This is a genomic window from Streptomyces sp. SLBN-118 (assembly GCF_006715635.1).
Classification (GTDB): Bacteria; Actinomycetota; Actinomycetes; order Streptomycetales; family Streptomycetaceae; genus Streptomyces.
Map to the genome: position 1 here is coordinate 1,435,034 of NZ_VFNP01000002.1, position 24,326 is coordinate 1,459,359.

At 69.5% G+C, this 24,326-nt stretch carries 17 protein-coding genes; 4 read left to right on the forward strand and 13 right to left on the reverse strand.

What is annotated here, in order from left to right:
* Nucleotides 1–199: 199 nt before the first annotated feature.
* Both FBY35_RS25180 and FBY35_RS25185 read right to left on the reverse strand, forming a co-directional pair.
* Nucleotides 200–1,180, reverse strand: a complete 981-nt coding sequence (locus FBY35_RS25180; protein WP_142216260.1) for a DNA polymerase thumb domain-containing protein — start codon at nucleotides 1,178–1,180, stop codon at nucleotides 200–202.
* Complete coding sequence (locus tag FBY35_RS25185; RefSeq protein ID WP_142218151.1) at nucleotides 1,177–4,620, reverse strand: DNA polymerase III subunit alpha; 3,444 nt, start codon at nucleotides 4,618–4,620, stop codon at nucleotides 1,177–1,179. Before FBY35_RS25185 ends, FBY35_RS25180 begins: the two co-directional genes overlap by 4 nt.
* Nucleotides 4,621–4,774: 154 nt before the next feature.
* Here FBY35_RS25185 and FBY35_RS25190 point away from each other — a divergent pair, with 154 nt between their 5' ends.
* Complete coding sequence (locus FBY35_RS25190; protein ID WP_142216261.1) at nucleotides 4,775–5,809, forward strand: DUF3533 domain-containing protein; 1,035 nt, start codon at nucleotides 4,775–4,777, stop codon at nucleotides 5,807–5,809.
* An 80-nt stretch (nucleotides 5,810–5,889) separates the two neighbouring features.
* On the opposite strand, the gene FBY35_RS25195 is transcribed toward FBY35_RS25190, so the two are convergent.
* Together FBY35_RS25195 and FBY35_RS25200 are read right to left on the reverse strand one after the other, a co-directional pair.
* The gene (locus tag FBY35_RS25195) at nucleotides 5,890–6,972 is read right to left on the reverse strand and encodes a S1 family peptidase (protein WP_399209483.1); all 1,083 of its coding nucleotides are present in this window, start codon (nucleotides 6,970–6,972) and stop codon (nucleotides 5,890–5,892) included.
* A 284-nt stretch (nucleotides 6,973–7,256) separates the two neighbouring features.
* Nucleotides 7,257–8,084: a slipin family protein gene (locus tag FBY35_RS25200; RefSeq protein ID WP_142216263.1), complete on the reverse strand. Its 828-nt coding sequence runs from the start codon at nucleotides 8,082–8,084 to the stop codon at nucleotides 7,257–7,259.
* Between the two features lie 176 nt (nucleotides 8,085–8,260).
* Here FBY35_RS25200 and FBY35_RS25205 point away from each other — a divergent pair, with 176 nt between their 5' ends.
* Complete coding sequence (locus tag FBY35_RS25205; protein ID WP_142218152.1) at nucleotides 8,261–9,127, forward strand: alpha/beta fold hydrolase; 867 nt, start codon at nucleotides 8,261–8,263, stop codon at nucleotides 9,125–9,127.
* Nucleotides 9,128–9,221: 94 nt separating this feature from the next.
* Here FBY35_RS25205 and fxsT read toward each other — a convergent pair whose 3' ends face one another.
* The 5 genes from fxsT to fxsA form a co-directional block, all read right to left on the reverse strand.
* Nucleotides 9,222–13,163: an FxSxx-COOH system tetratricopeptide repeat protein gene (gene fxsT, locus FBY35_RS25210; RefSeq protein ID WP_142216264.1), complete on the reverse strand. Its 3,942-nt coding sequence runs from the start codon at nucleotides 13,161–13,163 to the stop codon at nucleotides 9,222–9,224.
* A complete protein-coding gene (locus tag FBY35_RS25215) occupies nucleotides 13,147–14,487 on the reverse strand; it encodes a TIR-like protein FxsC (protein WP_160159317.1) in 1,341 nt (446 codons plus the stop codon). The genes fxsT and FBY35_RS25215 overlap by 17 nt, the downstream gene beginning before the upstream one ends.
* Before the next feature lie 112 nt (nucleotides 14,488–14,599).
* Nucleotides 14,600–15,310, reverse strand: coding sequence for an aminoglycoside N(3)-acetyltransferase (locus tag FBY35_RS25220; protein WP_142216266.1), 711 nt, complete (start codon nucleotides 15,308–15,310; stop codon nucleotides 14,600–14,602).
* Nucleotides 15,311–15,425: 115 nt separating this feature from the next.
* On the reverse strand, nucleotides 15,426–17,633 hold the full coding sequence (gene fxsBH / locus FBY35_RS25225) for a radical SAM/SPASM protein FxsBH, inactivated beta-hydroxylase extension form (RefSeq protein ID WP_186357063.1): 2,208 nt from the start codon (nucleotides 17,631–17,633) through the stop codon (nucleotides 15,426–15,428).
* Nucleotides 17,634–17,642: 9 nt separating this feature from the next.
* The gene (fxsA, locus tag FBY35_RS25230) at nucleotides 17,643–17,807 is read right to left on the reverse strand and encodes an FxSxx-COOH cyclophane-containing RiPP peptide (RefSeq protein WP_142216267.1); all 165 of its coding nucleotides are present in this window, start codon (nucleotides 17,805–17,807) and stop codon (nucleotides 17,643–17,645) included.
* Between the two features lie 201 nt (nucleotides 17,808–18,008).
* Here fxsA and FBY35_RS25235 point away from each other — a divergent pair, with 201 nt between their 5' ends.
* Nucleotides 18,009–18,941, forward strand: a complete 933-nt coding sequence (locus tag FBY35_RS25235; RefSeq protein ID WP_399208831.1) for a DUF4231 domain-containing protein — start codon at nucleotides 18,009–18,011, stop codon at nucleotides 18,939–18,941.
* Nucleotides 18,942–18,953: 12 nt separating this feature from the next.
* Here the strand turns inward: FBY35_RS25235 and FBY35_RS25240 are convergent, their stop codons facing one another.
* The 3 genes from FBY35_RS25240 to FBY35_RS25250 form a co-directional block, all read right to left on the reverse strand.
* Nucleotides 18,954–19,433 carry a hypothetical protein gene (locus tag FBY35_RS25240; RefSeq protein WP_142216268.1) on the reverse strand — a complete coding sequence of 160 codons (480 nt, stop codon included), beginning with the start codon at nucleotides 19,431–19,433 and terminating at the stop codon, nucleotides 18,954–18,956.
* A gap of 126 nt (nucleotides 19,434–19,559) precedes the next feature.
* A complete protein-coding gene (locus FBY35_RS25245) occupies nucleotides 19,560–20,462 on the reverse strand; it encodes a S1 family peptidase (RefSeq protein ID WP_142216269.1) in 903 nt (300 codons plus the stop codon).
* A 565-nt stretch (nucleotides 20,463–21,027) separates the two neighbouring features.
* Nucleotides 21,028–22,251, reverse strand: coding sequence for a DUF5685 family protein (locus FBY35_RS25250; RefSeq protein ID WP_186357150.1), 1,224 nt, complete (start codon nucleotides 22,249–22,251; stop codon nucleotides 21,028–21,030).
* Nucleotides 22,252–22,539: 288 nt separating this feature from the next.
* On the opposite strand from FBY35_RS25250, the gene FBY35_RS25255 reads away from it, so the two are divergent.
* Nucleotides 22,540–22,974, forward strand: a complete 435-nt coding sequence (locus tag FBY35_RS25255) for a cell division protein SepF (protein ID WP_142216271.1) — start codon at nucleotides 22,540–22,542, stop codon at nucleotides 22,972–22,974.
* Nucleotides 22,975–23,055: 81 nt separating this feature from the next.
* Here the strand turns inward: FBY35_RS25255 and FBY35_RS25260 are convergent, their stop codons facing one another.
* Nucleotides 23,056–24,246 (reverse strand): acyl-CoA dehydrogenase family protein, encoded by a 1,191-nt coding sequence (locus FBY35_RS25260; protein ID WP_142216272.1) that lies wholly within the window; start codon nucleotides 24,244–24,246, stop codon nucleotides 23,056–23,058.
* Between the last annotated feature and the right edge of the window lie 80 nt (nucleotides 24,247–24,326).

Genomic DNA, 24,326 nt, shown 5'->3' on the forward strand with positions numbered 1-24,326 from the left:
GGGAGTAGCGATGGCTGGTGCGATGGCTGGTGCGGTGGGTGATGCGTGGGGTGAGGTGATGCGTGATGCGTGGGGTGGGGTGGGGTGGTGGCTGGATTTGCGGCTTGCTCATGTCAAATTACGCACGGGTAACCCAAGAATGGAAGTTACGCGCGAGTAAAAACTGAATCCGTGTCAATAAGACGCGTCTGTACACCCGTTATGCGGCGAGTGAGCCCGGCACGACCGCCCGCGGCCCGAACCTCGCCCGCGCCCGGTCCGCCACCGCCTCGATCCGCCGCGCCCGTTCGTCCGCGGGGTCGAACGTCAGCTGCCGCGCGGCCTGTTCGACGGGGATCAGGTCCTCGGCCCGCAGAGTGAGGCTCCGCACCCGGGCCCGCTGCAGGCCGAGCGACTCATGGATCCGGTACGCGGCCTCGGTGAGCGCCGCGGAGTGGGCGGTCGGCTCGCGCAGGCTGCGCGCCCGGGTGGTCGAGGACCGGTCGGCGTACCGCACGGTCAGGCTCAGCGCGCGGCACACCTGGCCCTCGCCGCGCATCCTCAGCCCCAGCTCCTCGGCGATCGAGAGCAGCGCCCTGCGGTGGCGTACGGGGTCCAGCTCGTCGCGCGAGAAGGCCCGTTCGGCCGCGACCGAGCGCGCGGCGGCGTTCGGGACGACCGTCGTACGGTCGATGCCGCGCGCCCGCTCCCACAGCTCGCGGCCGGCCCGCGCGCCGACGATCCGCTGGAGCACGGGGAGCGGCGCCTCGGCGACCCTGCCGACGGAGTCGAGGCCGTACACACACAGAGAGCGGGCCGTGGCCGTTCCCACGCCGTCCAGCGCAGCGACCGGTTTGCCGGCCAGGAACCCGGCCGTCTCGGCGTCCGTCACCACCAGGGTCGTCCCGGGTGCGGCCTCCCGTGCCGCCATCCTGGCCAGCATCGGGCCCGGGCCCGCTCCGATCACGCAGTCCACTCCGCAGTGTGCGAGCGCCCGTACCCGCAGCAGCGAGGCGAGTTGGGCGGCATCCCGGCCGAAGTACCGTTCGGCGCCGCGCACATCGATGAGCGCGGCATCGGGCGGGAGCGCCTGCACGACGGGGCTGATGTCCTCGGCCAGGCCGAGCAGGGACGGCAGGATCGCCTCGACCCCGCCGGATCCGAGCGCCTGGGCCGGCCTGAAGCGTACGTAGAGGATCATCCCGCGCTCCCCGGGCTCTGGTGCCACAGCTTCCGCCCGGTGGGGGTCCCTTCGCCCGGAGGCTGGAGGTCCGCCCAGGGGTTCATCTCATAACCCGTCGAGAGCTGGATACGGCGGCCGCTGTCGGCCGGAGCCGTATCTTCCGCGGGCACGGGCTCCGCCAGCCGTGCCGCGACCGCGTCGAGCCCGCCCGTACGCCGCAGCTCCACCAGTTCCGCCAGATTCCAGGCCGCCGCGCCGACCACGCTGAGGCTGCGCGGTCCGCGCCGCTGCACCACTCCGCGTACCAGCAGCAGCCAGGAGTGGAAGACGGTGTGTGCGCACGCGGCATGGCTGTCGTCGAAGAAGGCGAGGTCGACCAGGCCCGTGCCGTCGTCGAGCGTGGTGAAGATGACCCGCTTGCCGGACCGGATCGGCGGGGTCTGGGTGGCCGCCTTCGCGCCCGCGACCAGCACCGTCCGCCCATGCTCCGCCGAGCGCAGCCGGTGTGCCGAGACCACTCCCAGCTCCTTCAGGAAGGCATGGTGATCTCCCATCAGATGACGGGAGGCGTCCATGCCGAGGACGCTCAGCTCGGCGCTGAGGCGTTCCGTGTCGCCCAGGTCGGGGAGTCCGACCGGGGCCGTCTTCTGCCCATCGCTCAGGGGGAGCTGACTGCCGTACCTGCCCGAACCCCGCTGCCCTCGGTGGAGTTCGGCGAGATGCAGCAGCAGATCGCGGCGGTTCGCGCCGAAGGCGTCCAACGCGCCCACCTGCGCGAGCCGTTCGGCGACCGGCCGGCCGGGGCGGGCCCGCTGCCAGAAGTCCAGCAGTGAGGAGTAGGGCTGCCCGGCCTCGATCCGTGCCGCCTCGGCCTCGCTGATGCCGTGGACGTCCAAGAGCGCGAGCCGCAGGCCCCACCGGTCAGGCGAACCAGGCACCAGTTCGATTCGGTGAGCGGATGCGGACCGGTTCACATCCAGCGGCAGCACCGGCACCCCGCGCCGTCTCGCGTCCGCCAGCAGCAGCCGCTTCGGATACATCCCGGGGTCGTGCGTGAGCAGCCCGGCGTAGAAGGCCGCCGGATGGTGCGCCTTGAGCCAGGCCGACTGATAGGTCGGCACGGCGAAGGCCACCGCGTGCGCCTTGCAGAAGCCGTACGAGCCGAAGGCCTCGATGATCTCCCAGGCGCGGGCGACCACTTCGGGCGCGTACCCCTTCGCCTCCGCGTGCTGGGCGAACCAGACCTTGATCTTCCCCTGCGACTCGGAGTGGGACAGCCCGCGCCGCACCCGGTCGGCCTCGTCGCGACCGCAGCCGGTCATGATGTTCACCATCTCGATGATCTGCTCGTGGAAGACGACCACTCCGTATGTCTCCTCCAGCGGCCCCTTCAGGTCCGGATGCGGATAGCGGACGGGCGCCCGGCCGTGCCGGGCCTCGATGAACGGGCGCACCATGTCGGCGGCGACCGGCCCCGGCCTGAAGAGCGAGATGTCGACGACCAGATCGTGGAAGTTCGACGGCTGCAGCCTGCCGACCAGATCCCGCTGGCCCGGCGACTCGATCTGGAAGCAGCCCAGGGTCTCGGTGGATTTGATGAGTTGATACGTGGCCGGGTCGCCCGGCGGCACCTGCGCCGGGTCGTCGAGGTCGAGCTCCTGACCCGTCGTGCGCCGCAGCTCGGCGACCGCGTGCGCCATCGCCGACTGCATCCGCACCCCCAGGACATCGAGCTTGAGCAGCCCCAGGTCCTCCACGTCCTCCTTGTCGAACTGCGACATGGGAAAGCCCTCGCCGCTGGTGGGCATCACCGGCGTACGGGTGAGGAGGGTGGCGTCCGAGAGCAGCACTCCGCACGGGTGCATGGCGATCCCGCGCGGCAGCGCGTCCAGCGCCTCGACCAGCTCCCACAGCCGTCCGCATCTCTCCTTCTCCCCTGCCAGCGAACGGAGTTCGGGCAGTTCCTCCATGGCCGCGCGGGCGTCGCGAGCGCGGATGTGCGGGAAGGACTTGGCGATCCGGTCGATCTCGGCCGGGTCCATGGAGAGCGCGGCACCCACGTCCCGTACCGCATGGCGCACCCGATAGGTCTCGGGCATGGCGACCGTCGCGACCCGCTCCTCGCCGAAACGGCCGATGATCGCGCGGTACACCTCGAGCCTGCGGGCGGACTCCACATCGATGTCGATGTCGGGCAGTACGGAACGCCGCTTGGACAGGAAGCGCTCCATCAGCAGCCCGTGCTCGACGGGGTCGGCGTGTGCGATGCCGAGGAGATGGTTGACGAGCGACCCGGCGCCGGAGCCGCGTGCCGCGACCCGGACACCCATCTTCTTCACGTCGTCGACGACTTGAGCCACCGTCAGGAAGTACGAGGCGTAGCCCCAGTGCGCGATGATGTCCAGCTCGTGGTGCATCCGCTCCCAGTACTCACGGCGGCCGCCGTAGCCGCGCAGCACCATTCCGGCGGCGGCTCGGGAGGCCAGCACCCGCTGCGGGGTACGGCGCCCGGCGCCGACCAGATGCGGCTCGGGGAAGTGGACGGCGCCGATGCCCAGATCGTCCTCGGGGTCGACCAGACACGCGGCCGCCGCCTCCTCCGTCATGGCGAGCAGCCGGTGCGCGGTGTCGCAGCGGAAGCCTGCGGCCTCGGCGACGCGCTCGGCGATCCGGGCCATCGCGGCCGGTTCCTTGAGCCAGCGCTCACCGCTGTCGAGGCCCTTGTGCGCGTCGATCGGGACCAGGCGGCGGGCCGAGTCGAGGACGTCGGCGACCGGACCCTGTCCCTGGTCGGCGTACCGGACGGCATTGGTGAGCACGGCCCGAACGCCCTGTTCGGCGGCGAAGCCGAGGGTGCGGGCGGCCTGGCGCAGCGAGCCGGGTCCGGTGTCGCCCCGGCCGTGGTGCACGACTTCCAGGCGCAGGCTGTCGCCGTAGCACTCCCGCCAGGGCACGAGCAGCCTGGCCGCGCGGTCGGGGCGTCCCGCGGTCAGTGCACGGCCGATCTCGGAGGCCGGTCCGAGCAGTACGGTCAGGTCTTCGCCGTGGTTGTCGGCCCAGGGCAGCAGCGGGCTGCCGTCGCCGGCAGCGTGGGCGGCGCTCACCAGCCGGCACAGCTCGGCCCAGCCCTCGCGGGACCGGGCGAGATAGACCGTACGGGGCGCGGACTCGTCGACGAACGCACCGCCGCGCACCGGGGTACGCCGCCGCTCGGAGGGCCCCTCTTTGTGCACCCGCTCCCCCACCGCGAGATCGACACCGAAGAGCGGCCGCACCCCCACGCCCTCTTGCGCGCAGGCCTTGGCGAAGCGGACCGCGCCCGCGACGGTGTCGCGGTCGGTCAGCGCGAGGGCGTCCATACCCCGCTCGGCGGCGCGCTCCGCAAGCCGCTCCGGGTGCGAGGCCCCGTACCTCAGGGAGAACCCGGAGACGGTGTGCAGATGCGTGAACCCGGGCACCTGCACCTCCTGGATCAGTCGTCTCACCTCCCCCCGTCTTCCACCATAGACCAAGTTTCGAACATTCGTACGACACGTGTCACACGGGCGCCACCTCCGCCATTCGGTCGCCTCCCACCTGCGAAAACACCGGCCGACACGGAGCGTGGGGCCCATGAACAGGACCTCTGACGGCCCGCGCAAAGGCTTCGTGGACGAACTCAAGGACGCGGTGAGTGTGCGGGCGGCCGTCCTGATCACCGGGGTGCTGGCGCTCCAGCTCGCCTTCATCGCCTCGTACATCGGCGCCTTCCACAATCCGAAGCCGCATGAGATCCCGCTGGCCGTCGTCACACCCGCGGTGCGGATCACCGACCAGGCCCTGGCGCGGCTCTCCGCGCTGCCCGGCGATCCGCTCGACCCGCGGGCCGTCGAGGACGAGGCGACGGCGGTGCAGCAGATCAAGAACCGCGACGTCGACGGGGCACTGATCGTCGACCCGCGGGGCGCCGCCGACAAACTCCTGGTCGCCACCGCATCGGGCGCCTCACTCGCGCAGGCTCTCACTGAGGTCGTCGCGACGACGGAAAGGGCGCAGCGGCGCACGGTGGCCGTCGTGGACGTGGTCCCCAACGCCAGTGGTGACGCGCGCGGGCTCTCCTCGTTCTACCTGGTCATCGGCTGGTGCGTGGGCGGCTATCTGTGTGCCGCGATCCTCGCGATCAGCTATGGCGCGCAGCCCGCCAACACGGCCCGGGCCCTGATCAGACTGGGCGCGCTGCTGCTGTACTCGGTCTCCGCCGGCCTGCTGGGTACGGTGATCGCGGGCCCGGTCCTGGACGCGCTGCCCGGCAGCTTCATGGCCCTGTGGGGGCTCGGCACGCTGCTGGTCTTCGCGGTAGGGGCGATCACGCTGGCCTTCCAGAGCCTCGCGGGCATCGTCGGTATCGGTCTGGCGATCCTGCTGGTGGTGGTCTTCGGCAATCCGAGCGCGGGCGGGGCGTATCCGTATCCGCTGCTGCCGCCGTTCTGGCGGGCCATCGGACCGGCGCTGCCACCGGGCGCGGGCACCTATTCGGCGCGCTCCATCGCGTACTTCAAGGGCAACGGCATGACCGGCCCGATGTGGATCCTCGCCGCATGGGCGGCGGGAGGAGCGCTGGTCACGATGGTGCTGGCGCTGCTGCGGAGCCGCAGGCCGACAGCATGAACCGCGACTTCGCCCCGGACCCGGCGCCTCGATGGCCAGGGGTCCGGGGCGAAGCGGGTCCGGGGTGAGGCTCCAGCGCGTCAGCCGATCTCGGCGCCGAACGTGGACAGCGCCTCCGTCACCGGCTGGAAGAAGGTCTCACCGCCCGCTGAGCAGTCGCCGCTGCCGCCCGAGGTCAGCCCGATCGCGGTATCGCCCGCGAAGAGCGAGCCGCCGCTGTCGCCCGGCTCGGCGCAGACCGTGGTCTGGATGAGGCCGTTGACGATGTCGCCGTTGCCGTAGTTCACGGTGGCGTCGAGCCCGGTGACCTCGCCGTCGTGCACCTGGGTGGTCGAGCCGCTGCGGGTCACCTTCATGCCGACGGTGGCGTCACCGGCCTTGGTGATGGCCTGCGTGCTGCCGTTGTAGAGGTTCACCTCGCTGGGGTGCTCCACCTCAGCGGTGTACTTGACCAGGCCGAAGTCGTTGTCGGGGAAGCTGGACTCCGCGTTCTGGCCGATCTCCTTGCCGCTGCTGTCGGACCAGGTGGAGATCGACTCGGTGCAGTGCCCGGCCGTGATGAAGAACGGCTGGCCGTCCTTGACGACGTTGAACCCGAGCGAGCAGCGGCCGCTGCCCCCGGTGATCGCGTCTCCGCCCGCGATGAAGGGCTTGAACTCCCCCGCGGACTTCTTCAGTTCGGCCTTGCCGCCCAGGGCCTTGACGACCTGGCTGAGCTTGGTCCACTGCGCGCCCTTGACCGTACGGTCGGCGGTGACGACGACCCTGTTGGTGACGGGGTCGACGGCCCACGAGGTGCCGGGGATGGTCGCCTTGGTGGTGAGGGTCTGCCGAGCGGACTTCAGCTCGGCGAGCGTGTTCTCAACAATCCGGGCCTTGCCGCCCGCCTTGCGTACCGACTTGGCCGCCTTCTCGTCGAGGACGTTGACGACGAGCGCCTTGGTGTCGGCGTCGTAGTACGTGCCCGCCGCGTCGCCCCCCAGAGTCTTGCTCAGGGTGGAGGCAAGATTTCCGGCCGCAACCGCCGACAGAGACTTGACGTCGAACTGCTCGGTGTCGTCACTGGCGTTCGCACTCTGGAAGGTGACGCCGGCGGCCACCAGGGCGACAACCGCGCCGCCCGCTATCGCCGCTTTTCTCTTGGGTATCCGTCGGTGCTTCAACATCGACCTCCTGTGGGGCCGTGTCGGGGCAGTGGGGTGCCGGGACACGGAGGATGGGGCGCCCACTATTCCGATACCGACTGGTAGCACACAAGGTCGACTTCAGGACGGGCACACGACAACACAGGTGCGTTCACTGTGTCTTCACAGGAAGCGTTCGCACAGGGCGGTTCCGATGTGCGAACACCGCATGCAACCGGCCCATGGGCGGGGCGTAAGGACTGGGAGTGTCTTCAAAGTAGCGTCGTCCGCCCGCCAGGCAGACGGGACTTTGAAGACACGACCTAGTCCTGTCCTGTTCCCGACTGCGCAGAGCCGGAATCCGACGGTGACAGCGGCGGCTGGGGCGCCGGCTGCTGGGCGCGTTCGAGGAAGCGCAACAGCTCCACCGGGAACGGCAGCACCAGCGTGGAGTTCTTCTCCGCCGCGACGGCCACCACGGTCTGCAACAGCCGGAGTTGAAGGGCGGCGGGCTGGTCCGACATCACTCCGGCCGCCTCGGCCAGCTTCTTGGACGCCTGCAGCTCCGCGTCGGCGTTGATGACCCTCGCCCGCCGCTCACGGTCCGCCTCGGCCTGCCGCGCCATCGAGCGCTTCATCGTCTCGGGCAGGGACACGTCCTTGATCTCCACCCGGTCGATCTGCACACCCCATCCCATGGCCGGACTGTCGATCATCAACTCCAGCCCCTGGTTGAGCTTTTCGCGGTTCGACAGCAGATCGTCCAGATCGCTCTTGCCGATGATCGACCGCAGCGAGGTCTGCGCCATCTGCGAGACCGCGAAACGGTAGTCCTCCACCTGCACGATGGCCTCGGAGGCGTCCACGACCTTGAAGTAGATGACCGCGTCGACACGCACCGTCACGTTGTCCCTGGTGATGCCGTCCTGCGCGGGCACCGGCATCGTCACGATCTGCATGTTGACTTTACGGAGCCGGTCCACGAACGGGAGTATGAGCGTGAAGCCCGGGCCGCGCACGGAGGATCGGACCCTTCCGAGCCGGAAGACCACACCTCGTTCGTACTGCTTCACGACACGGGCCGCCGCCATCAGACAGACGACGCCCGCGGACGCGACGGTCGCTGCGGCCGCCACCAGTGCCTCTACCATCACGGCCCCCTGGGGTGCGATGTGGACGCGCCTGCACGTTCCTCTTCGACGGTACCCCCAAATGACGTCAAAGGGAGTCCCGGTCGGGCCCCTTGATGGGTAATCATCGAACGGGCGGGGAATGCCTGGCTCATTCTGTTTGCACAGGGCACATACACGGAGGGGGACGCGGAGTGCTGCGACGTCGGGTGCGCGCAAAGGACGGGCGGCATCTGATGGTGGAACGGCTGGGGGATCCGCGCGGCAGACCCGTCTTCCTGCTGCACGGCACCCCGGGCAGCCGTCTCGGCCCGGCGCCGCGCGGCATGGTCCTGTACCAGCGCGGCACCCAGCTGATCGCGTACGACCGTCCCGGCTACGGCGGTTCGGACCGGCTCGCGGGCCGCAGCGTCGCCGATGTGGCCGAGGACGTACTGGCGATCGCCGACGAGCTCGGCCTTGACCGGTTCGCCGTGGTGGGCCGCTCGGGCGGCGCGCCCCACGCACTGGCGTGCGCGGCCCTGATGCCGGAACGGATCACCCGTACCGCCGCGCTGGTGACGCTCGCGCCCAGGGACGCGGACGGGCTCGACTGGTTCGAGGGGATGGCCGCGTCGAACGTCCTGGAGTACACCACGGCGTCCGACGACCCGGCGGGGCTGGTCCAGCGGTTCATCGTGAGGTCCGCGGAGATCAGGAAGGACCCGATCCGGCTCCTCGACGATCTGCGCCGGGAGCTGACGGACTCCGACCGGATGGTGGTGGCGGACGCGGGTGTCAGGTCGATGCTGCTTCGCAACTACCAGGAGGCACTGCGTACGTCGGCGTACGGGTGGATCGACGACGCGCTCGCCTTCTGCAGCCCGTGGGGGTTCGACCCGGCGGACATCAAGGGTCCCGTGATGCTGTGGCACGGCGAGAAGGACGTGTTCTCGCCGGTGGGGCACTCGAGGTGGCTGGCGCAGCGGATTCCGGGGGCGACCGCGGTGCTCGAACCGGCGGCGGCGCACTTTGATGCGCTGCATGCGTTGCCGCGGGTGCTGACGTGGCTGCTGGAGACCTGACCTACGGCCTCCAGCCGCATGACCTCGAACGCCGGACGGGCTGAAGAATTCAGCCCGTCCGGCGCACGAGGCACGGGTCCGGGGCGAAGCCCCGTCAGACCGCCAGAGGCTCCAGGTCGCGGTGGACGCGGCGTTCGTCGCGGGCGATTCGGGTCAGCGCATGGTCGTCGCCGAGCAGCCGCTGCAGCTCCTCCACCGTCTCCGTCCTCAGCCGCACCGACTCGTCCTTGCGGCCGAGGAGGCCGAGCGTGACGGACATGTTGGACGCGATGCCGAGCACCTCCGGATGGTGCTGCCCCAGCACCTCCCGCAGCCGGGTCACCGTCCGCTGTTCGATCTCCAGCGCCTCCTCCAGACCGCCCAGATCGGCAAGGGCGTTGGCAAGGTTGATCGTGCCGTACAGGGCGTGCGGATGGCTTTCGCCCAGAACCTCCCGCATCGTCCTGGACACCTTCAGCAGCACCGCCTCCGCCGCCTCGGCATCGCCGCAGCCCCACAGGAAGATGCCGAGGTTGTTGCTGGCGGCGAGGGTGTACGGATGCCGTTCGCCCGGCACCTTCCGGTACTGGTCGACGACCTCCTGCGCCAGGTCCCGCGCGGCCACCGGCTCGCCGGCCGCGAACAGGTCGGCCGCCAGGTTCAGGTCGCAGGCGAGCGAGTCCGGGTTGGCCGAGGTGTACTTGGCCCGATAGCGGTTGCGTGTGGCCGTGGTCAGCCGGCGCGCGTCCTCCAGCCTGCCTGCCCTGCGCAGCGAGACGGCGAGGCTCTTGGCCGCGGCCAGCGTGCCGGGGAAGGTCCGGCCCAGTTGCTCCTTGTAGAGCTCGTACGTCCGGCTGAGCAGCGAGACGGAGTCCTCGTACCGTCCGACCTCACGCAGGTCGCGCGCCAGGTTCATCGCCGAGGACAGGGTGTACGGATGCTCCGTGCCAAGGACTTCGGTGCGCCGGTCGAAGACCTCCTGGTCGATCTCGCGCGCCCTGGCGTACTGACCGACCATGCGCATGTTCAGCGCGAGGTTGTTGGCGGCGGCGAGCGTACGCGGATGGGACTCGTGGAAGATCTGGCTGAATCCCTCGTGTGCCTCGGTGGCCAGTTCCATCGCCCTGCCGTACTGGCCGAGCGTGCCCAGGTCCATCGCGAGACCGCTGGTGGTCATGTACGTATGCGGATGGGACAGGCCCAGAACCGCCTGCTGACGCTCCAGTGTGACCTCGTCCAGCTCCTTGGCCTCCACATAACGCCCTTGCGAACGAAGGATGTTGGAGAGGTGGAAGCGCAGATACAGATACTGGAGATCGTCGTTGCCGAGCATCTCGCGCCAGCTCTCGCGCAGTTCTTCGGCGAGCGTGTACGCGGTGTTCAGATCGCCGCGCTTCCACAGGTAGCGCACCCGGTCGATCAGCAGCCGCCGGGTCTCCGGCTCCTTGCAGAACCGGGCCTCGGAGGTGCCCAGATGCGGCCAGATGGTGGCGAACCGCGGCCAGGTCTCGGGGTTGTCGATCGGCTCGTCGTCGTCGGGCCGGGCGCCGGCGAGGACGCGGTGGACGGCGTGCCGTGCGTCCTGCTGCTCCTGCTCGGTCAGCTGGGAGCGGATGACCGCCTGCACAAGCCGGTGGACCTGGATGGAGTTGGAGACCTGGTCGACCTTGGCCAGCGCGAACCGGCCGATCTCGCGGATGACCCGGCCGAGAACGAGCTTCTCCTGGAGGGAGGCGTCGTACGGCTTGAGTGCGTCGATCATCTCCTTGCTGTAGAGCAGGTTCGCGGAAATCGGCTCGGGTGCGAAGAACGCACAGAGCTGGAGCAGGCGCACCGCGGCCGGTGAGCGTTCCTTGAGCCGCTCGATGGAGACGTTCCAGGTCGCGGCGACCGGCTCGGGGTAACCGGCGGGCTGGTTGAGCGCGAGCACGCTCGCGGCCTGGTCCTTGAGCTGCTCCAGATACTCGGCGACCGGCGTGGCCGTCTCCGCGATCCACGCCGCGGCCTGCTCGACGGCGAGCGGCAGATCCCCGACGGCGGTGGCGACCTGGTCGGCATCCTCGACGGTCAGTCCGCGGGCGCGCCGCTGGAGGTGCTCGATGGACTCCTCGCGCAGGAACACGTCGACGGGCAGCGCGTCCCCGTACTGCGACCAGGTCTGGTTCCTGGAGGTGACGAGGATGTGCCCGGGTCCCTGGGGCGGGAAGAACTGCTTCAGCCGCTCCGGGTCGTCGGCGTTGTCGAAGACCAGCAGCCAGCGTGAGGACGGCACTCCGCGCCGCAGCAGATCGATGGCCTCCTGGGAGGCGGCCGCCATGTCCTCGCCGCCCTGGGCACCGAGGCGTACGGCGAGTTCGGCGAGGCCCGCGACCACGTCGTCGGGCTGCTCGGAGGAGATCCACCACACCAGGTCGTAGTCCGCCATGAAGCGGTGGACGTACTCCAGGGCGACCTGGGTCTTGCCGACGCCGCCGAGCCCGTACAGCGTCTGCGGCTGGGGCAGTACCGCGGCCACCGCCATGCCGCCGCCGAGCTGGTCGCGCATCCGCTCGAGCACCACCGAGCGTCCGGTGAAACCGGGGTTGCGGGGCGGCGCGTTCCAGATCTTGGGGACCGTGCCGGGGAATCGCGGTCCCGGCGATGCGCTGTCGGGCAGCTGGACCGGGCGGTCGAGTGCGCGCAGCAGCGCGGTGGTGGCGTGCACCTCGTCGAGCCGGAAGAGATCGACCGGGTTGCGGTCGATGTAGGGGGTGGTGAGTCTGACGTCCCCGACCCGGATCGCCATGAGGTGGTGCCGGCCTCCGCCGGGGTCCTCGGCCGCGGCGCGCGACCAGACCTCCACCGCCCGGGCGGACTTGAGATAGGCGCTGGACAGGAGCACGACGGTGCGCGCGGCGTTCTCGGCGGCGAGTTCGGCCGCGTCCGCCGGGTCCCGCTCGGCCGAGACGTCGCGCGGCACGACCCGGAACCCGGCCCGCGAGAGCTGGTACTCGACCCAGTCGGCCCACATGCGGTTCTCGGCCACATAGCTGAGGTAGAGGTCGGCGGGCAGGGCGGGGCGGCGGCGGGTGAAGGCGTCCCTGATGCGGAGCCTGACCTCTTCGCCGACCGCGGGCATCGAGGTGATCCGCTGTTCGGTGACGACCGAGGTGAGCCGTTCGAAGGCGGAGAGCAGGGAGTTGGTCAGGCCGGCTTCGTCGCCGAAGGTGGCCAGGGTCTCCTCGTAGGCGTAGTAGGGCCGGTACGGAATCTCCACCGCGCCCCAGTAGGCGGTGAGGTCCTCGCCCGCGAGCCCGCCCGGGAACCGGTCGAACTTCAGCCGGGCCAGGGCCCGTCCGGCGTCCGCCTTCTCCTTCTCGCCCTCGTCGATCCGCATCGGGACCGGGTAGATCTTGATGCCGCGGCCGCCGTAGCGCTCGTCGATCTGCCGCGCCACCGCTGCCGCGCCGTCGATGGACTGGTCGCTGAGGGTGAAGCAGTCCACGAGCACGTCGGGCAGATGGACGGTGCAGATGTCGGCGATGTCGCTGAGGCCGGTGCGGCTGTCGATGAGGACGTAGTCGTAGTTGGCCTTCATGTCCTCGCGCAGCGCGTCGAAGAAGTGGCCACCGCCGAGACGGTCGTAGAAGTTGTCCCAGTCGAAGGTGGAGACGGTCGCGGAGTACTCGCGGTTCTGCTTGCCCGCCGAGACGAAGTCGAGCGTGCCCCCGTCGGGGAACTCCCAGCCCAGGTTCTCGGGGGTGAGGGAGACGGCGTGCGGCTGGATACGCGCGTAGTCACGGTGCCAGTCGTCGCGGCGCGGCTCGGGGCTGGTCGCCGCCCAGGCGTACTCGGTGATCAGATCGATGACCCCGGTGGTGGCACCGAGCGTGGACGGGTCGAGGAAGGGATGGAAGAAGCGGTGCAGGCCGGGGGCTTCGAGATCCCAGTCGACCGCCAGGACCCGCTTGCCGTTCGCGGCGAGGATCCAGGCCACGTTGGCCAGGGCCATCGTGCGACCCGTACCTCCCTTGTAGGAATAGAAGGTGACGATGCGCCCGTCACGACTGGCTGTCATCCGTGTCCTCCGCATCGGGGGCGATTCCACGCGTGTTCGGGACGTAGTGAGTGGTGCCGTACTCGGCCATCGGGCCGCGCAGCCGGGGCCGCTCGGACGAGCGGGCTCCGGGGGGCGGCGGCGCCGCGGGCGGGAAGACCTCGGCGTGCCGCAGATACTCCTGGGCCGCCGACTCCACCACCTGGGGCAGGATCTGGCCGAAGGCCTCCATGCTGAGCACTCCTCTGGCGGCTGCCCGGCTGGCCGCCCGGCCGTGGCGCAGCTGATGCGGCATGGTCCGCTCCAGTTTCTCGGCCAACTCGGCCTCGGTGGTCCGGCTCTGCGGGTCGTCACGGTTCCAGGGGACGATGACGCTCACCCAGGGGCGCGGCTCCGCGTCGAAGGCGGCGAGGCGCTGACGGCGGTCCTCGTCCTCCAGGGCCCAGCGGTCCACGAGAAGTATCTCGGGCCGGGTGGGCGGCTGGCCGGCGTCGGGCGGCGACTCGTGGTCGAACGAGGAGACCGTCGCCTGGTAGTTGAGCGAGCGCACCAGGTCCTGGGCGACATACGCCAACGGCCTGGCGGAGTCCGGGTGATAGGGATTCCAGTCCTGGGACTGTTTGCCGTAGTACTCGGGGGCCCGGCCTTCGGGCAGGTCGTGGCTGGTCGGCGCGGCAACCGTCACATGCATCGGACGGGGACCGCCGCTGGGCTTGCCGAAGGCGCTGGGCGCCTGCCGGTAGTCCACCGGGCTGCCGGAGCCGACGCGCGTAGTGTCGGCCACGCTGACGATGCGTTTGGCGAGTTCATAGACGGCAGCCTCGTACTCCTCTGCGAATATCCGGAGTTTGATCAGTCCGTAGAGCCCGTCGGTGACATAGCGGTCGCCGAAGGCGCGGTGGTTGAACTGCAACCGCTCGGCGGGGCCCGGCAGTTGCTCCGGCGGCATGGGCACCCACAGGGCGGGCACGATCGCCTCGGCGGGTCTGTTGCTCTTCGCCTGGTGGTAGATCGCCCGCTGGGCGAAGGCGTACCACTCCTTGCCGCACATCTCACTGGCGAAATAGCGCGGCGAGAAGAGCGGGACGAACACCCGGCAGGTGGCCAGAACTTCACCCAGCCGCTCCGACCAGCCCTCGCCGGAACGGATCTCGCGGTCCATGAAACCGGCCGGCGCACCGGCCGGCAGATCGGTCATGGCCATCACATGGCCGCACAGATCGCGGAAGAGCCGCTCCACCCACATGTCCGGGTCCGGGCCCCCAGCCCCGTACCTCGGCGTATGCGCATAACTCAAGAAGAAGTACGGCCGATGATCCGCCGCTCGCTGCGCTGAATCCGACACACGCCCCCCGCCCTGCCTGAACGCCCGACCTCACACCCAGCATCGATGAGAGATGCGAGCGAATTAATCATTCCGGAGCCCGACACACTCCATCCCCCCGACGTTCAGTCAATCAACACCGCTTTTCGGTCATCCAGCGCTCCGCATGGTCGACCGCTTCCCTGATCGAGAAGAACCTTGCGGGCCTTCCTCCCAGTTGTCCCTTCTGTTCCATACCCCAGGCGAAGGCGGCGCCGATCGCACCAAAATCACTGTCGTCCAGTTCGATGTCTTCGTACTCCGTCCATTCCCTACCCCCACCAGGTCGCGACACCACACAACGGTAGGTTCGCGCAGGAGCACGGGTCTTGTATTCGGCGAGATGGAATGCGGTGCAGACATCGAAATCCACGTTGATCATCAACACCTGGGCCCGCGCCCGGTACAGGGCTCCGAGCGGTGAGTCCTCGCCGAGATGCGAGGTCAGCGGATGTACGGCGAGCAATTCGGCGGCCCGCCGTCCCACCGCCGCGAATGAGGTCTGCGGATGGGCACTGCGCACGGCCCCCTCGGCGGTCCGCACGGACTCGGCCAACCGGCCCATCCCCTGACTGGGCGTCGTGGCGGCGTCGAAGGCCGGCATGTCCGCCCGGAAGGCCGCCGACTGCTCGGGTGTCATACCGCGCACACGAGCCCGGTACGAGGGTGAGGTGTCGGAGTTGTCGGCGGTGAAGGCGGGCACGACGAGCGTGCCGTCATCTCCCAGCACCTCGAGGAGCGCGTCACGGAGGGATTCCGCTTCCAGTCCGGTGGCGCGCAGGGAGGCATGGACGAGCAGTGTCATACCGTCCTGTACGCCCAGCCCCCGTAACGACCGCCTCAGCCCTCGCGGGGAAGGCGCCGGTCCGTAGCGCGTCAGTCCTCGCTGGGAGCGCGTCAGTGCGCTTCTTGGCCCTTCCTCACCCACGGCCGGCCTCTTTCCACAGTTCGTCCAGCAGGCGCTGCCCGGCGACGGTCAGCTCCGCCGCCCGCCCCAGGGTCTCCAGCGCGCGCTTGGCCTCCTCGGCCAGGTCCGGCTCGAAGGCCGCGAGCCCCACACGCTCGTAGGCCCCGGCCAGCAGCTCGGACACCACGACCGGTTCGTCCTGCCAGGGCGCGGGGTGGCGCCACCAGCCGTCCTGCGCGTACAGATCCGTGACGTCGAGCAGGGCGTGCAGCCGGGCTCGCCTGAATCCGCGCAGCAGCGCCGGCGCGAGCTGTTCGGGCGTGGCGGGCAGGGCGATACCGAGTGCCCCGAAGCCGTACCGCCGCCCCGACGGCTCGCCCGCGGCCAGCGGGGTCAGGGTGGTCAGACAGTCCGCCGCGTCGGAAGCCTGTTCCGGTGCGGCCTGCCGCAGCAGGGCCCATGCCTCCCCCAGCCGCGCGGCCCACAAGGCCGCCTCCCGTGAGCCGAGCCGCTCCCTGACCGGGACTCCGAAGCAGTCGCGGTAGGGGTCGAGATCGTCGAGCCGCAGGACGGGGAGGCCTTCGGCGGCGAGTGTGCGGACGGGCCGCCAGTCGCCGCTCTCCTCGGCCGTGTGTACATGGCGCGGCTCGCGGCCGTCCACGCGTACCAGGAACCCGTTGACCGCCGGCCGCACCTCGGCCTCGCCCCGCCGGTCCTGGCCCGTCAGCCGTAGCTCGCCGAGCGTGGGAAGCCGGAGCCTGCCGTCCTCGTAGCGCACCCGGACGGGGACGTCGAGCCCGCCCCGTACCACCGCGGCGGCGAGATACGCGGGCAGCCCGAGAGCGAGATCGGCCGCCTCGGGCAGCCCGTCACGCAGTGCGGCCAGGCACCCCTGGAGCCAGGTGTAGGTGTAGGGATGGCCGTAGACCGTGTCGAGGACGTCGGAGCGTTCCTCCAGCGCGGACGCCAGTTCCCAGGCCTCGTCCCAGGTTTCGCCGCCCCGCCCGTCGAGTTCCGCATGGACGTCGGCGAGCAGCATGCGCGTCAGGTCCTGGTGCTCGGCCATCAGGACGCCGGGATCCGGAACCGCGAGCGGGACCGTGGACGCGGCCGTGCGCTGCTCGATGCCCCGGATCAGTGCCTCCAGGTCGGTGCAGTACACGGAGGTGTTGTCGAAGTCATTGCGGGAGCTGTAGCGGTGGGTGTAGAGCCCGCCGCCGCACGACCGTACGACGGGACACTGCCGGCAGGCCGCGCCGACTCCCGCGAGCCCCAGCTGACGCGCCCTCACCCCTGGGTGGGCCGCGACATCGTCGAGGGGGTGGGTGAAGACGTCGAATCCGGTCGCGGCCGCGCCTTCGTAGGCGCTCTTGAGCGAGTCGACCTGCTCCAGGGTGCCGTCGGTTTCCACGACGACGAGGTCGGTGGGGGCGAGGCCGAGGGATTCGGTGAGGCTGGGGCCGCCGCTGAGGGTGGAGAGCACGGACTCGAAGAGCCGTACCGGCACCTTCCTGCCCTGCTGGTTCCAGCGGTCGAAGATCGCCAGGATCCAGTCGGCGTAGGCGGTGGGTGAGCCGTCGGGGCGGGCCGGCGGGTCGTCCCACGTGCTGTGCGGCAGGAGGAGGTCGATCCGCGGGGGCTCCAGCTCGGTGAGCGCGTCATACACGGCGATCGGGTCGTTGGCCACGTCGATCGTGCAGAGAAGACCGAGGTAGAGGTGGCGGTAGCGCTCCTGCCTGAGCAGGTCCACGGCTCTGAGGACCAGGGGGTGGCTGGTGCGCCCGTCCGCGAAGCGGCGATGGCGGTCGTTCGCGGCCTTGTCGCCGTCGAGGGAGATCCCGACCCTGACGTTGTACTCGCTGAAGAGGTCGAGGTAGGAGGGACTCAGTTGAAGGCCGTTCGTATGGATACGAAGGTCGAGTCCGGCGACCGGGTCGAGTGCTCTTGTGAGCTCCTCACAGACGCGTCGCAGTCGTGCGGGCCCCGCCAGAAGAGGCTCCCCTCCGTGCAGGATCACTGACACGGAGGGCAGGGCATGGCTCTTGGCATGCTCGGCCAGTCGCAGAGCTGTCCAGGAAATCGCTTCGTCAGAGATTGCCTTCGGGCGGGTTCGCCAGCTCTGATCAGCGTGTTCGTAGATATAGCAATGGTCACATGCAAGATCACATCTGCTGTGGACCTTCAAAACGATCTCGCGGAATGGGACCAGGGGTCCTGTCATTCCGCCAGTCTAGAGCGCCGAGTTGAAGGTGGATGCACGCACAGAGCGGTCGGTGGCGGCCGGGAGGACCCGGGCCAGCTTGCTCGCGGCATCGGTGCCACGCACATCGATCTGCGCCAGTGGAACGCGGTTCTTCTTCGCAGCGGCGAAGGAGGCTGAGGTTTGAAACGTCATGGGGGCCGTCCTTGATGGTGTGTCCAGCACAGATACCATGCACCGTTGCGATGCTGGCGGCACGACTTTACTCTCATGGCCACTCGCAGCAACTCAGCACATGGATACGCAACAAAAGAGTTGCGGCGCATTCTCGCAGGACGGCTCGGAACAAGCCATTCCGCCTAAAGAGTGAAGACAAAACTGCAGACGGGGGTGCACATGACCGGTTTTTCCGGCCCACTGCACAGCATGGTCTTCCGTAACAATGATCTGCCGATTCTCTACCATCACACGGACTCGATCGCGATCGCGCGCCAGCGTGAGGCTGTGGGCGCCACTCGCTACCAGCTGCTACTGCTCGTGGTGGGTGCCGCCCTCGCCGCGCTGCCGTCGTCGCTCAAGCTCGGCTCCAGCTTCCAACTCCCCGGAGCGCTCAGCGCGTTGGCATATGCCGGGGTGCTGGTCTTCAGCTATCGCTCGTCGAGCCGCAAAGCAAAGTCGCATTGGCAACTCAACCGCTCCGCAGCAGAGTTCATCAAATCTCTGTGCTGGCGGTACTCCGTCCACGGAGCGCCGTTCGACTCGCACTCCACCGACGCCGACGCGTTGTTCACCGTGAGGCTGGAGGAAGGACTGCGGGAGCTCACCAAGGTCGGCTGGGAGGACCCCCGCACTCGGGTGCCGAAGGTCGCCGCGGGGGAGCTGATCACGACGCCCATGCGGCAATTGAGGGAGAAGACATTCAGCATCCGCAAGGAGACCTATGTGAGGGACCGCCTCATCGAACAGCGCAACTGGTACCACCGGCGAACGGAGATATCCCGTCGCGCCACCCATCTGTGGTCCGCGTCCATCGGACTGCTCACGATGCTCGCGCTCTTCCTCGCCCTGCTGAGGACCTTCTCGCTCGCCGGATCGGTCCATCTGGCGGGCTTGTTGTCGGCATCGGCGGCGGCCTGTCTGGCGTGGAGCGAGATCCGGCGCCATCAACCGCTCATCGCCGCACATTCGCTGGTCGAACAGGACCTTGCGGCGATGCATACGGCGATGGAGACGACGGTGAGTGAGGTGGAGTGGCCCTCCGCGGTCTACGAGACCGAGCGCATCGTGTCCCCTCAGCACACGGACTGGCTGGTCAGACACCGGAGTTGAAGGCCGCTTCCGTCACAGGCGCTCCAGGCCGTCGCGCCAGATGACTGTGACGGGCTTGCCCCGGTCTCGTGCGTAACGGACGATGTCGCCCGTGCCGCCGAGGCCGCGGGCGGGGTGGCCGTCCCAGACCGCCAGCAGCCGGTCGCAGTTGTCGGCGATATAGGCGCCCGCCGCGTAATAGGCCTCGTCGGTGGAGTACGGAAAGGCCAGCTGGATCTCACGGCTGGCAAGGCCTCTGAGGTGCTGGAAGCGGGCCAGCTCCCCCGGGGCGGTGAAGCCGTCCTCGTAGTCCCCGCTGGGAATGACCACGGTCAGCTCAGCCCCGCAGTCCAGCGCGACGTCGGCGAACAGCTGGTCGGCGCCCGCGGCGAGGCTGGAGAGGGCTTCCATCGAGCCCTGGTGACCGCACAGGACGGCGCGCATTCCGGCGCGGATATGGCCGTACGCCTCGGGAGGGATGCCTCTGTGGCCGGTCACTCCAATGCGTTTCACTGACCGCAACCCCCGTCCTTCCCCGCCCGACCGCTCTCACATCCTCTCAAACCGGGACGCGAGGTCGAGCCCCCGTCCTGGTATACGGACGAGGGCTCGACTGCTGCCGGCTGCACCAGTGGTGCGTCAGTAGACGCTTACCCCATAGGCGCTGAGCGCTTCGGTGACCGGCTGGAAGAACGTCGTGCCGCCGGAGGAGCAGTTGCCGCTGCCGCCGGACGTCAGGCCGATGGCCCGGGTTCCGGAGTAGAGCGAGCCGCCGCTGTCGCCCGGTTCGGCGCAGACGTTGGTGCGGATCATGCCGTAGACGATGTCACCGCCGCCGTAGTTGACGGTGGCGTTCAGCCCGGTGACGGAGCCGCAGTGGATGCCGGTGGTGGAGCCGCGGCGGCAGACGGACATGCCGACGGTCGCGTTGGCCGCGCTGGTGATGTCCTGGCTGCCGACCGTGCCCGGGTGGCTGAGCGAGGTGTTGGAGTACCTCACGATGCCGTAGTCGTTGCCCGGGAAGCTGGATCCGGCCGTGGGGCCGATGCTCGTGGTGCGCGAGGAGTTGGTGTACCAGGGCGGGAAGCCTTCGGTGCAGTGACCGGCGGTCAGGAAGTAGTAGGTGCCGCTGCTGCTGCGGACGTTGAAGCCCAGGGAACAGCGCCAGCTGGTGGCGTAGATGGCGTCGCCGCCCGAGATGAGCTTGGAGAACTTGCCGGCGGTGCGCTGGATACGTATCGCCCCGGCGTTGGCTCCGGCTCCCTTCTTGATCTTGGCGATCCCGGCCTGGGAGACGGTGCTGTCGGCCGTGACGACCACGGTGCCGGTCGTCTTGTCGATGAGCCAGGCGGTGCCTGCCACATCCGCGTCGAGTACGGCGTCGCTCGCGGCACTGAGCTGGTTGGCGCTGAAGGTCTGTGCCTGGGTGGCATTGGCGGCGGGGACGGCCAGCGCGGCGGCGGTGATCAGGCCGGTGGTGACGGCGAGCAGACGCAAACGTCTCGCCGTGCCACTGAGTGGGGTGGTGCGCTTGATCCTCACTTGTCGTTCCTCCAGAGGGGAATCGGGGGCCCGTTGTGGGGTTCGGGGCCCGTGAGGCGCAGCCATGAAGCACGTGGGGATGTGTTCGATTGCCGAACACGCCATGCTCCTGACAAGCGCTGCTCGGGAGTATTCGGTGCGCCAACATCCTGCGCAAGGGTGTCTTTCGGCCGCTCCGCTCGCGCGCGACGTACGGCCCCGTCAGCTCGGTGGCTGCCGGGGCTGTGCCGTGTGTCCGCCCGTAAGACGGGGCAGCCGCCGGGAAGGTTCCGTTCACCGTCGTACGAGGTCGCGCCGATCTCCTGGGCGGCCTGCGTGCCGAGGAGACCGGCCGAAGTCCCGTACCGTCCCGGGCTTTTCAGGTGCGGTACCGCCACCAGACGCTCGCCGTGCGGTGCCCGGGCTCCTGGGAGGGAATCCACGGCCCGCTCCGGGACGAATTCGGCCGGTGAGCGGCTTGTCGTCGGCGGCGGGACGCGTCCTCGCGGGCGGCAGCCTGCGCCACCTCGTCGCCGTCTTCGCGCCACGCGCGGGGACGGCCGGAATTCACCCTTCCGCCGCCCGGTCAGCAGCCGTCGCAGGGGCAGCAGCAGTCGCAGGGGCCACAGTCGCAGTCGCAGTCCCGGCAGCAGCCCTCGCGCTTCTTGCGGGACCAGGGGCCCTCGTACTCCTTGGCGCAGCAGATCTGGCAGGTGCAGAAGAGCCCGGTGAAGACCGCGCAGCCCGCCCAGAAGCCGCGCCGCTTCGGCCCCAGCGGTTCACCGCCGAACTGCGGAGGGAGCCCGGGGCCGCCGGGTCCGCCCGGCGCTCCGGGGCTGCCACCGCCGTAGGGGTTGCCCGAGCCGTCGGGTCCCTGGCCGTGCGGGCCGTAGCCCCCGCCCTGGTAGGGATTGCGCGGGTCCTGCGGGGGCCCGTACCCCTGGTGCGAGCAGGTGGTGGTGCCGAAGGCACGGTTCACCGAGGTCCGCAGCTCATGGGCGAGCAGCACATGCACCAGCGCCCCGTCCACGAATCTCGCGTCGCGCAGCGCAAGGCGCACCCCGTGCACCGCGTCGTCGGCGAGCCTGCGGGCCTCGGCGAGCGAGGTGCCGGTCGCCGTGAGCGGGTTCCATGCACCCGACGCCGCGTCAGCTTCCCTGTCCTCCACGGCATCCAGCAGATGCGCAAGCCGCCCGAAGAGCCTTCCGGCCTCGGCCAGCGGCGCGATGTTCTCCGGCCGCCCGGCCAGTACGGCGGTGTGCGCGAACGCGGCCGCGGTCGCCGTCTCGGTCGGCTCGGTGACCGTGAGCAGCGGGGTACCGGGACCGGCCAGCGCCTCGATGCCGCTCTGACGGTCGACGGCATCGAGCAGCACCGCGGTGTCGAAGCCGAGCTCCGCGCCGGTACGGGCTCCCGCACGGTCCCAGCCCGCGGCGACCTTGCGGGCGGCGGCCGCCACGGGCCTGCGGGCCAACACCCCGTCCCGGTCGACGACGTGGTCGCGTATCTTCGCCGACGCCAGCACCAGCGAGACAGCGGCCGCCAGCCGTGCTCCCTCGCCCCGGGCGACGGGCGCGGTGCGCATGGCGCGCAGCGGACAGGGGCCCGCGGTGCGCCGGGACGCGGGGGTCCGCTCGGCCTGAGCCTCCGTCAGAACGGAGACGATCAGGCCGTCGTAGTTGGTCACCACCCGGGCGAACTGGCCGTGGTCGGCGCGAAGCGCCAGGCAGAGCCCGCAGAGATGGGCCATCCACTCGGTCTTCAGCCCCTCGCTGAGCCGGTGCGTGCATGGCCTGACGATTCCGAACACGACGATCCCCCGTGAGTCGTTCGACAGTGCGGAGCGCATCGTATCGAGCAATCCGTTCACCCGTACGCTCCACGATCACCCGTCTGGCCCGACTTTCATATTTTGGGCTCGCCACGCGCCGTACGCAGCAGGAATCTTGACGAATCGCCACATGTTCTGCACCAGTACCGTCACGAATCCCCTGCGCGGCGACTATCTACTTGGCGCGCGATCCGCATCATGGACGACCATAGGGATGCAGAACGGAAGAAGACCGCAGTGAGCGGACCGCAGCGAAAGGAGGCGTCCATGGGATCTGTGCGCAAGGCGAGCGCCTGGCTGGGGCTCGTCGAGGACAGCGACGAGCGTTACTACGACGAGGAGTACGCCGAGGGTACGGAGCCGGACGACGCATGGGTCACCGACCCGCGGGTGCGCGTTGCCTCCGAGTCCGCCCAGGAAGAGGGCCGGCGGATCGCCACGGTGTCGCCCACGAGCTTCCGGGACGCCCGCGGTATCGGTGAGCTGTTCCGCGACGGCGTCCCGGTCATCGTGAACCTCACGTCCATGGAGCCCTCCGACGCCAAGCGCGTCGTGGACTTCGCCGCCGGGCTGACCTTCGGGCTGCGTGGCTCCATCGACCGCGTCGCGACCCGCGTATTCCTGCTGAGCCCCGTGGACACCCAGGTGGTCAGCGGGGAAGCCGCGGGGCGCGGGCAGGACGGCTTCTTCAACCAGAGCTGAGCACGGGGGCACTCCCCCAGACTTCGTCCGGGGGCACCGCCACCCAGCGGTCGACGTGGGAGCTCTCCGGCCGCTGCCCTGTCACCGGAAAGCGTCGAGTCCGGTGAGCGCCTTGCCCAGCACCAGCTGGTGCATCTCGACAGTGCCCTCGTAGGTGAGCACCGACTCGAGGTTCGTCGCATGGCGCATCACGGGGTACTCCAGCGAGATTCCGTTCGCACCGAGGATGGTGCGCGCGGTGCGGCAGATCTCGATCGCCTCGCGCACATTGTTGAGCTTCCCGAAGCTGACCTGCTCGGGCCGGAGCCTGCCCGCGTCCATCCGGCGGCCGAGATGGTGGGCGAGCAGGATGCCCTTGTGCAGTTCGACGGCCATGTCCGCGAGTTTGGCCTGGGTGAGCTGGAAACCGCCGATCGGCCTGCCGAACTGCTCGCGCGTCTTCGCGTACTCCAGCGCCGACTCGAAACTGGACCGGGCGGCCCCCATCGAGCCCCAGACGATTCCGTAGCGGGCGTGCGTGAGACAGCCCAGCGGGCCCCTCAGGCCGGTGACGTCCGGCAGTACGGCGTCGGCGGGCAGCCGCACCTCGTCCATGACCAGTTCACTGGTGACGCTCGCACGCAGCGACCACTTGTGCTTGATCTCGGGTGCGGAGAAGCCGGGGGTGTCGGTCGGCACGGCGAAGCCGCGAATGCCCTCGTCGGTCTGCGCCCAGACCACGGCGACCCCTGCCACCGAACCGTTGGTGATCCACATCTTGCGGCCCGTCAGCACCCAGTCGGAGCCGTCGCGCTTGGCGAAGGTGCGCATCCCGGCCGGGTCGGAGCCGTGGTCGGGCTCGGTGAGGCCGAAGCAGCCGATGATCTCGCCCGCCGCCATACCGGGCAGCCAGCGCTGCTTCTGCTCCTCGGAGCCGAAGCGGTGGATCGCGTACATGGCCAGCGAGCCCTGGACGGAGACGAGCGAGCGGATGCCGGAGTCGGCGGCCTCCAGCTCAAGGCAGGCGAGGCCGTACTGGACGGCGGTGGCGCCCGCGCAGCCGTAGCCCTCGAGCGACATGCCGAGGGCGCCGATCGAGCCGAGTTCGCGGGCGAGTTCGCGGATACCGGGGAGTTCGCCGCGCTCGTACCAGTCGGCGATGTGCGGCAGGACGCGGTCGGCGGCCCAGCTGCGGACGGTGTCGCGGATCGCCAGGTCCTCGGGTTCGAGCAGGTCGTCGATGCCGAGGGGGTCGCTCGGGTCGAAGGTCGCGGGCTTCGAGGGTGCGGACATGACATGGCCTCCGGCAAGCGCTCACACAGCGGAACACGAAAACTAGCAGTGTTAGTTACGATCTCCGCCCGACGTTACGA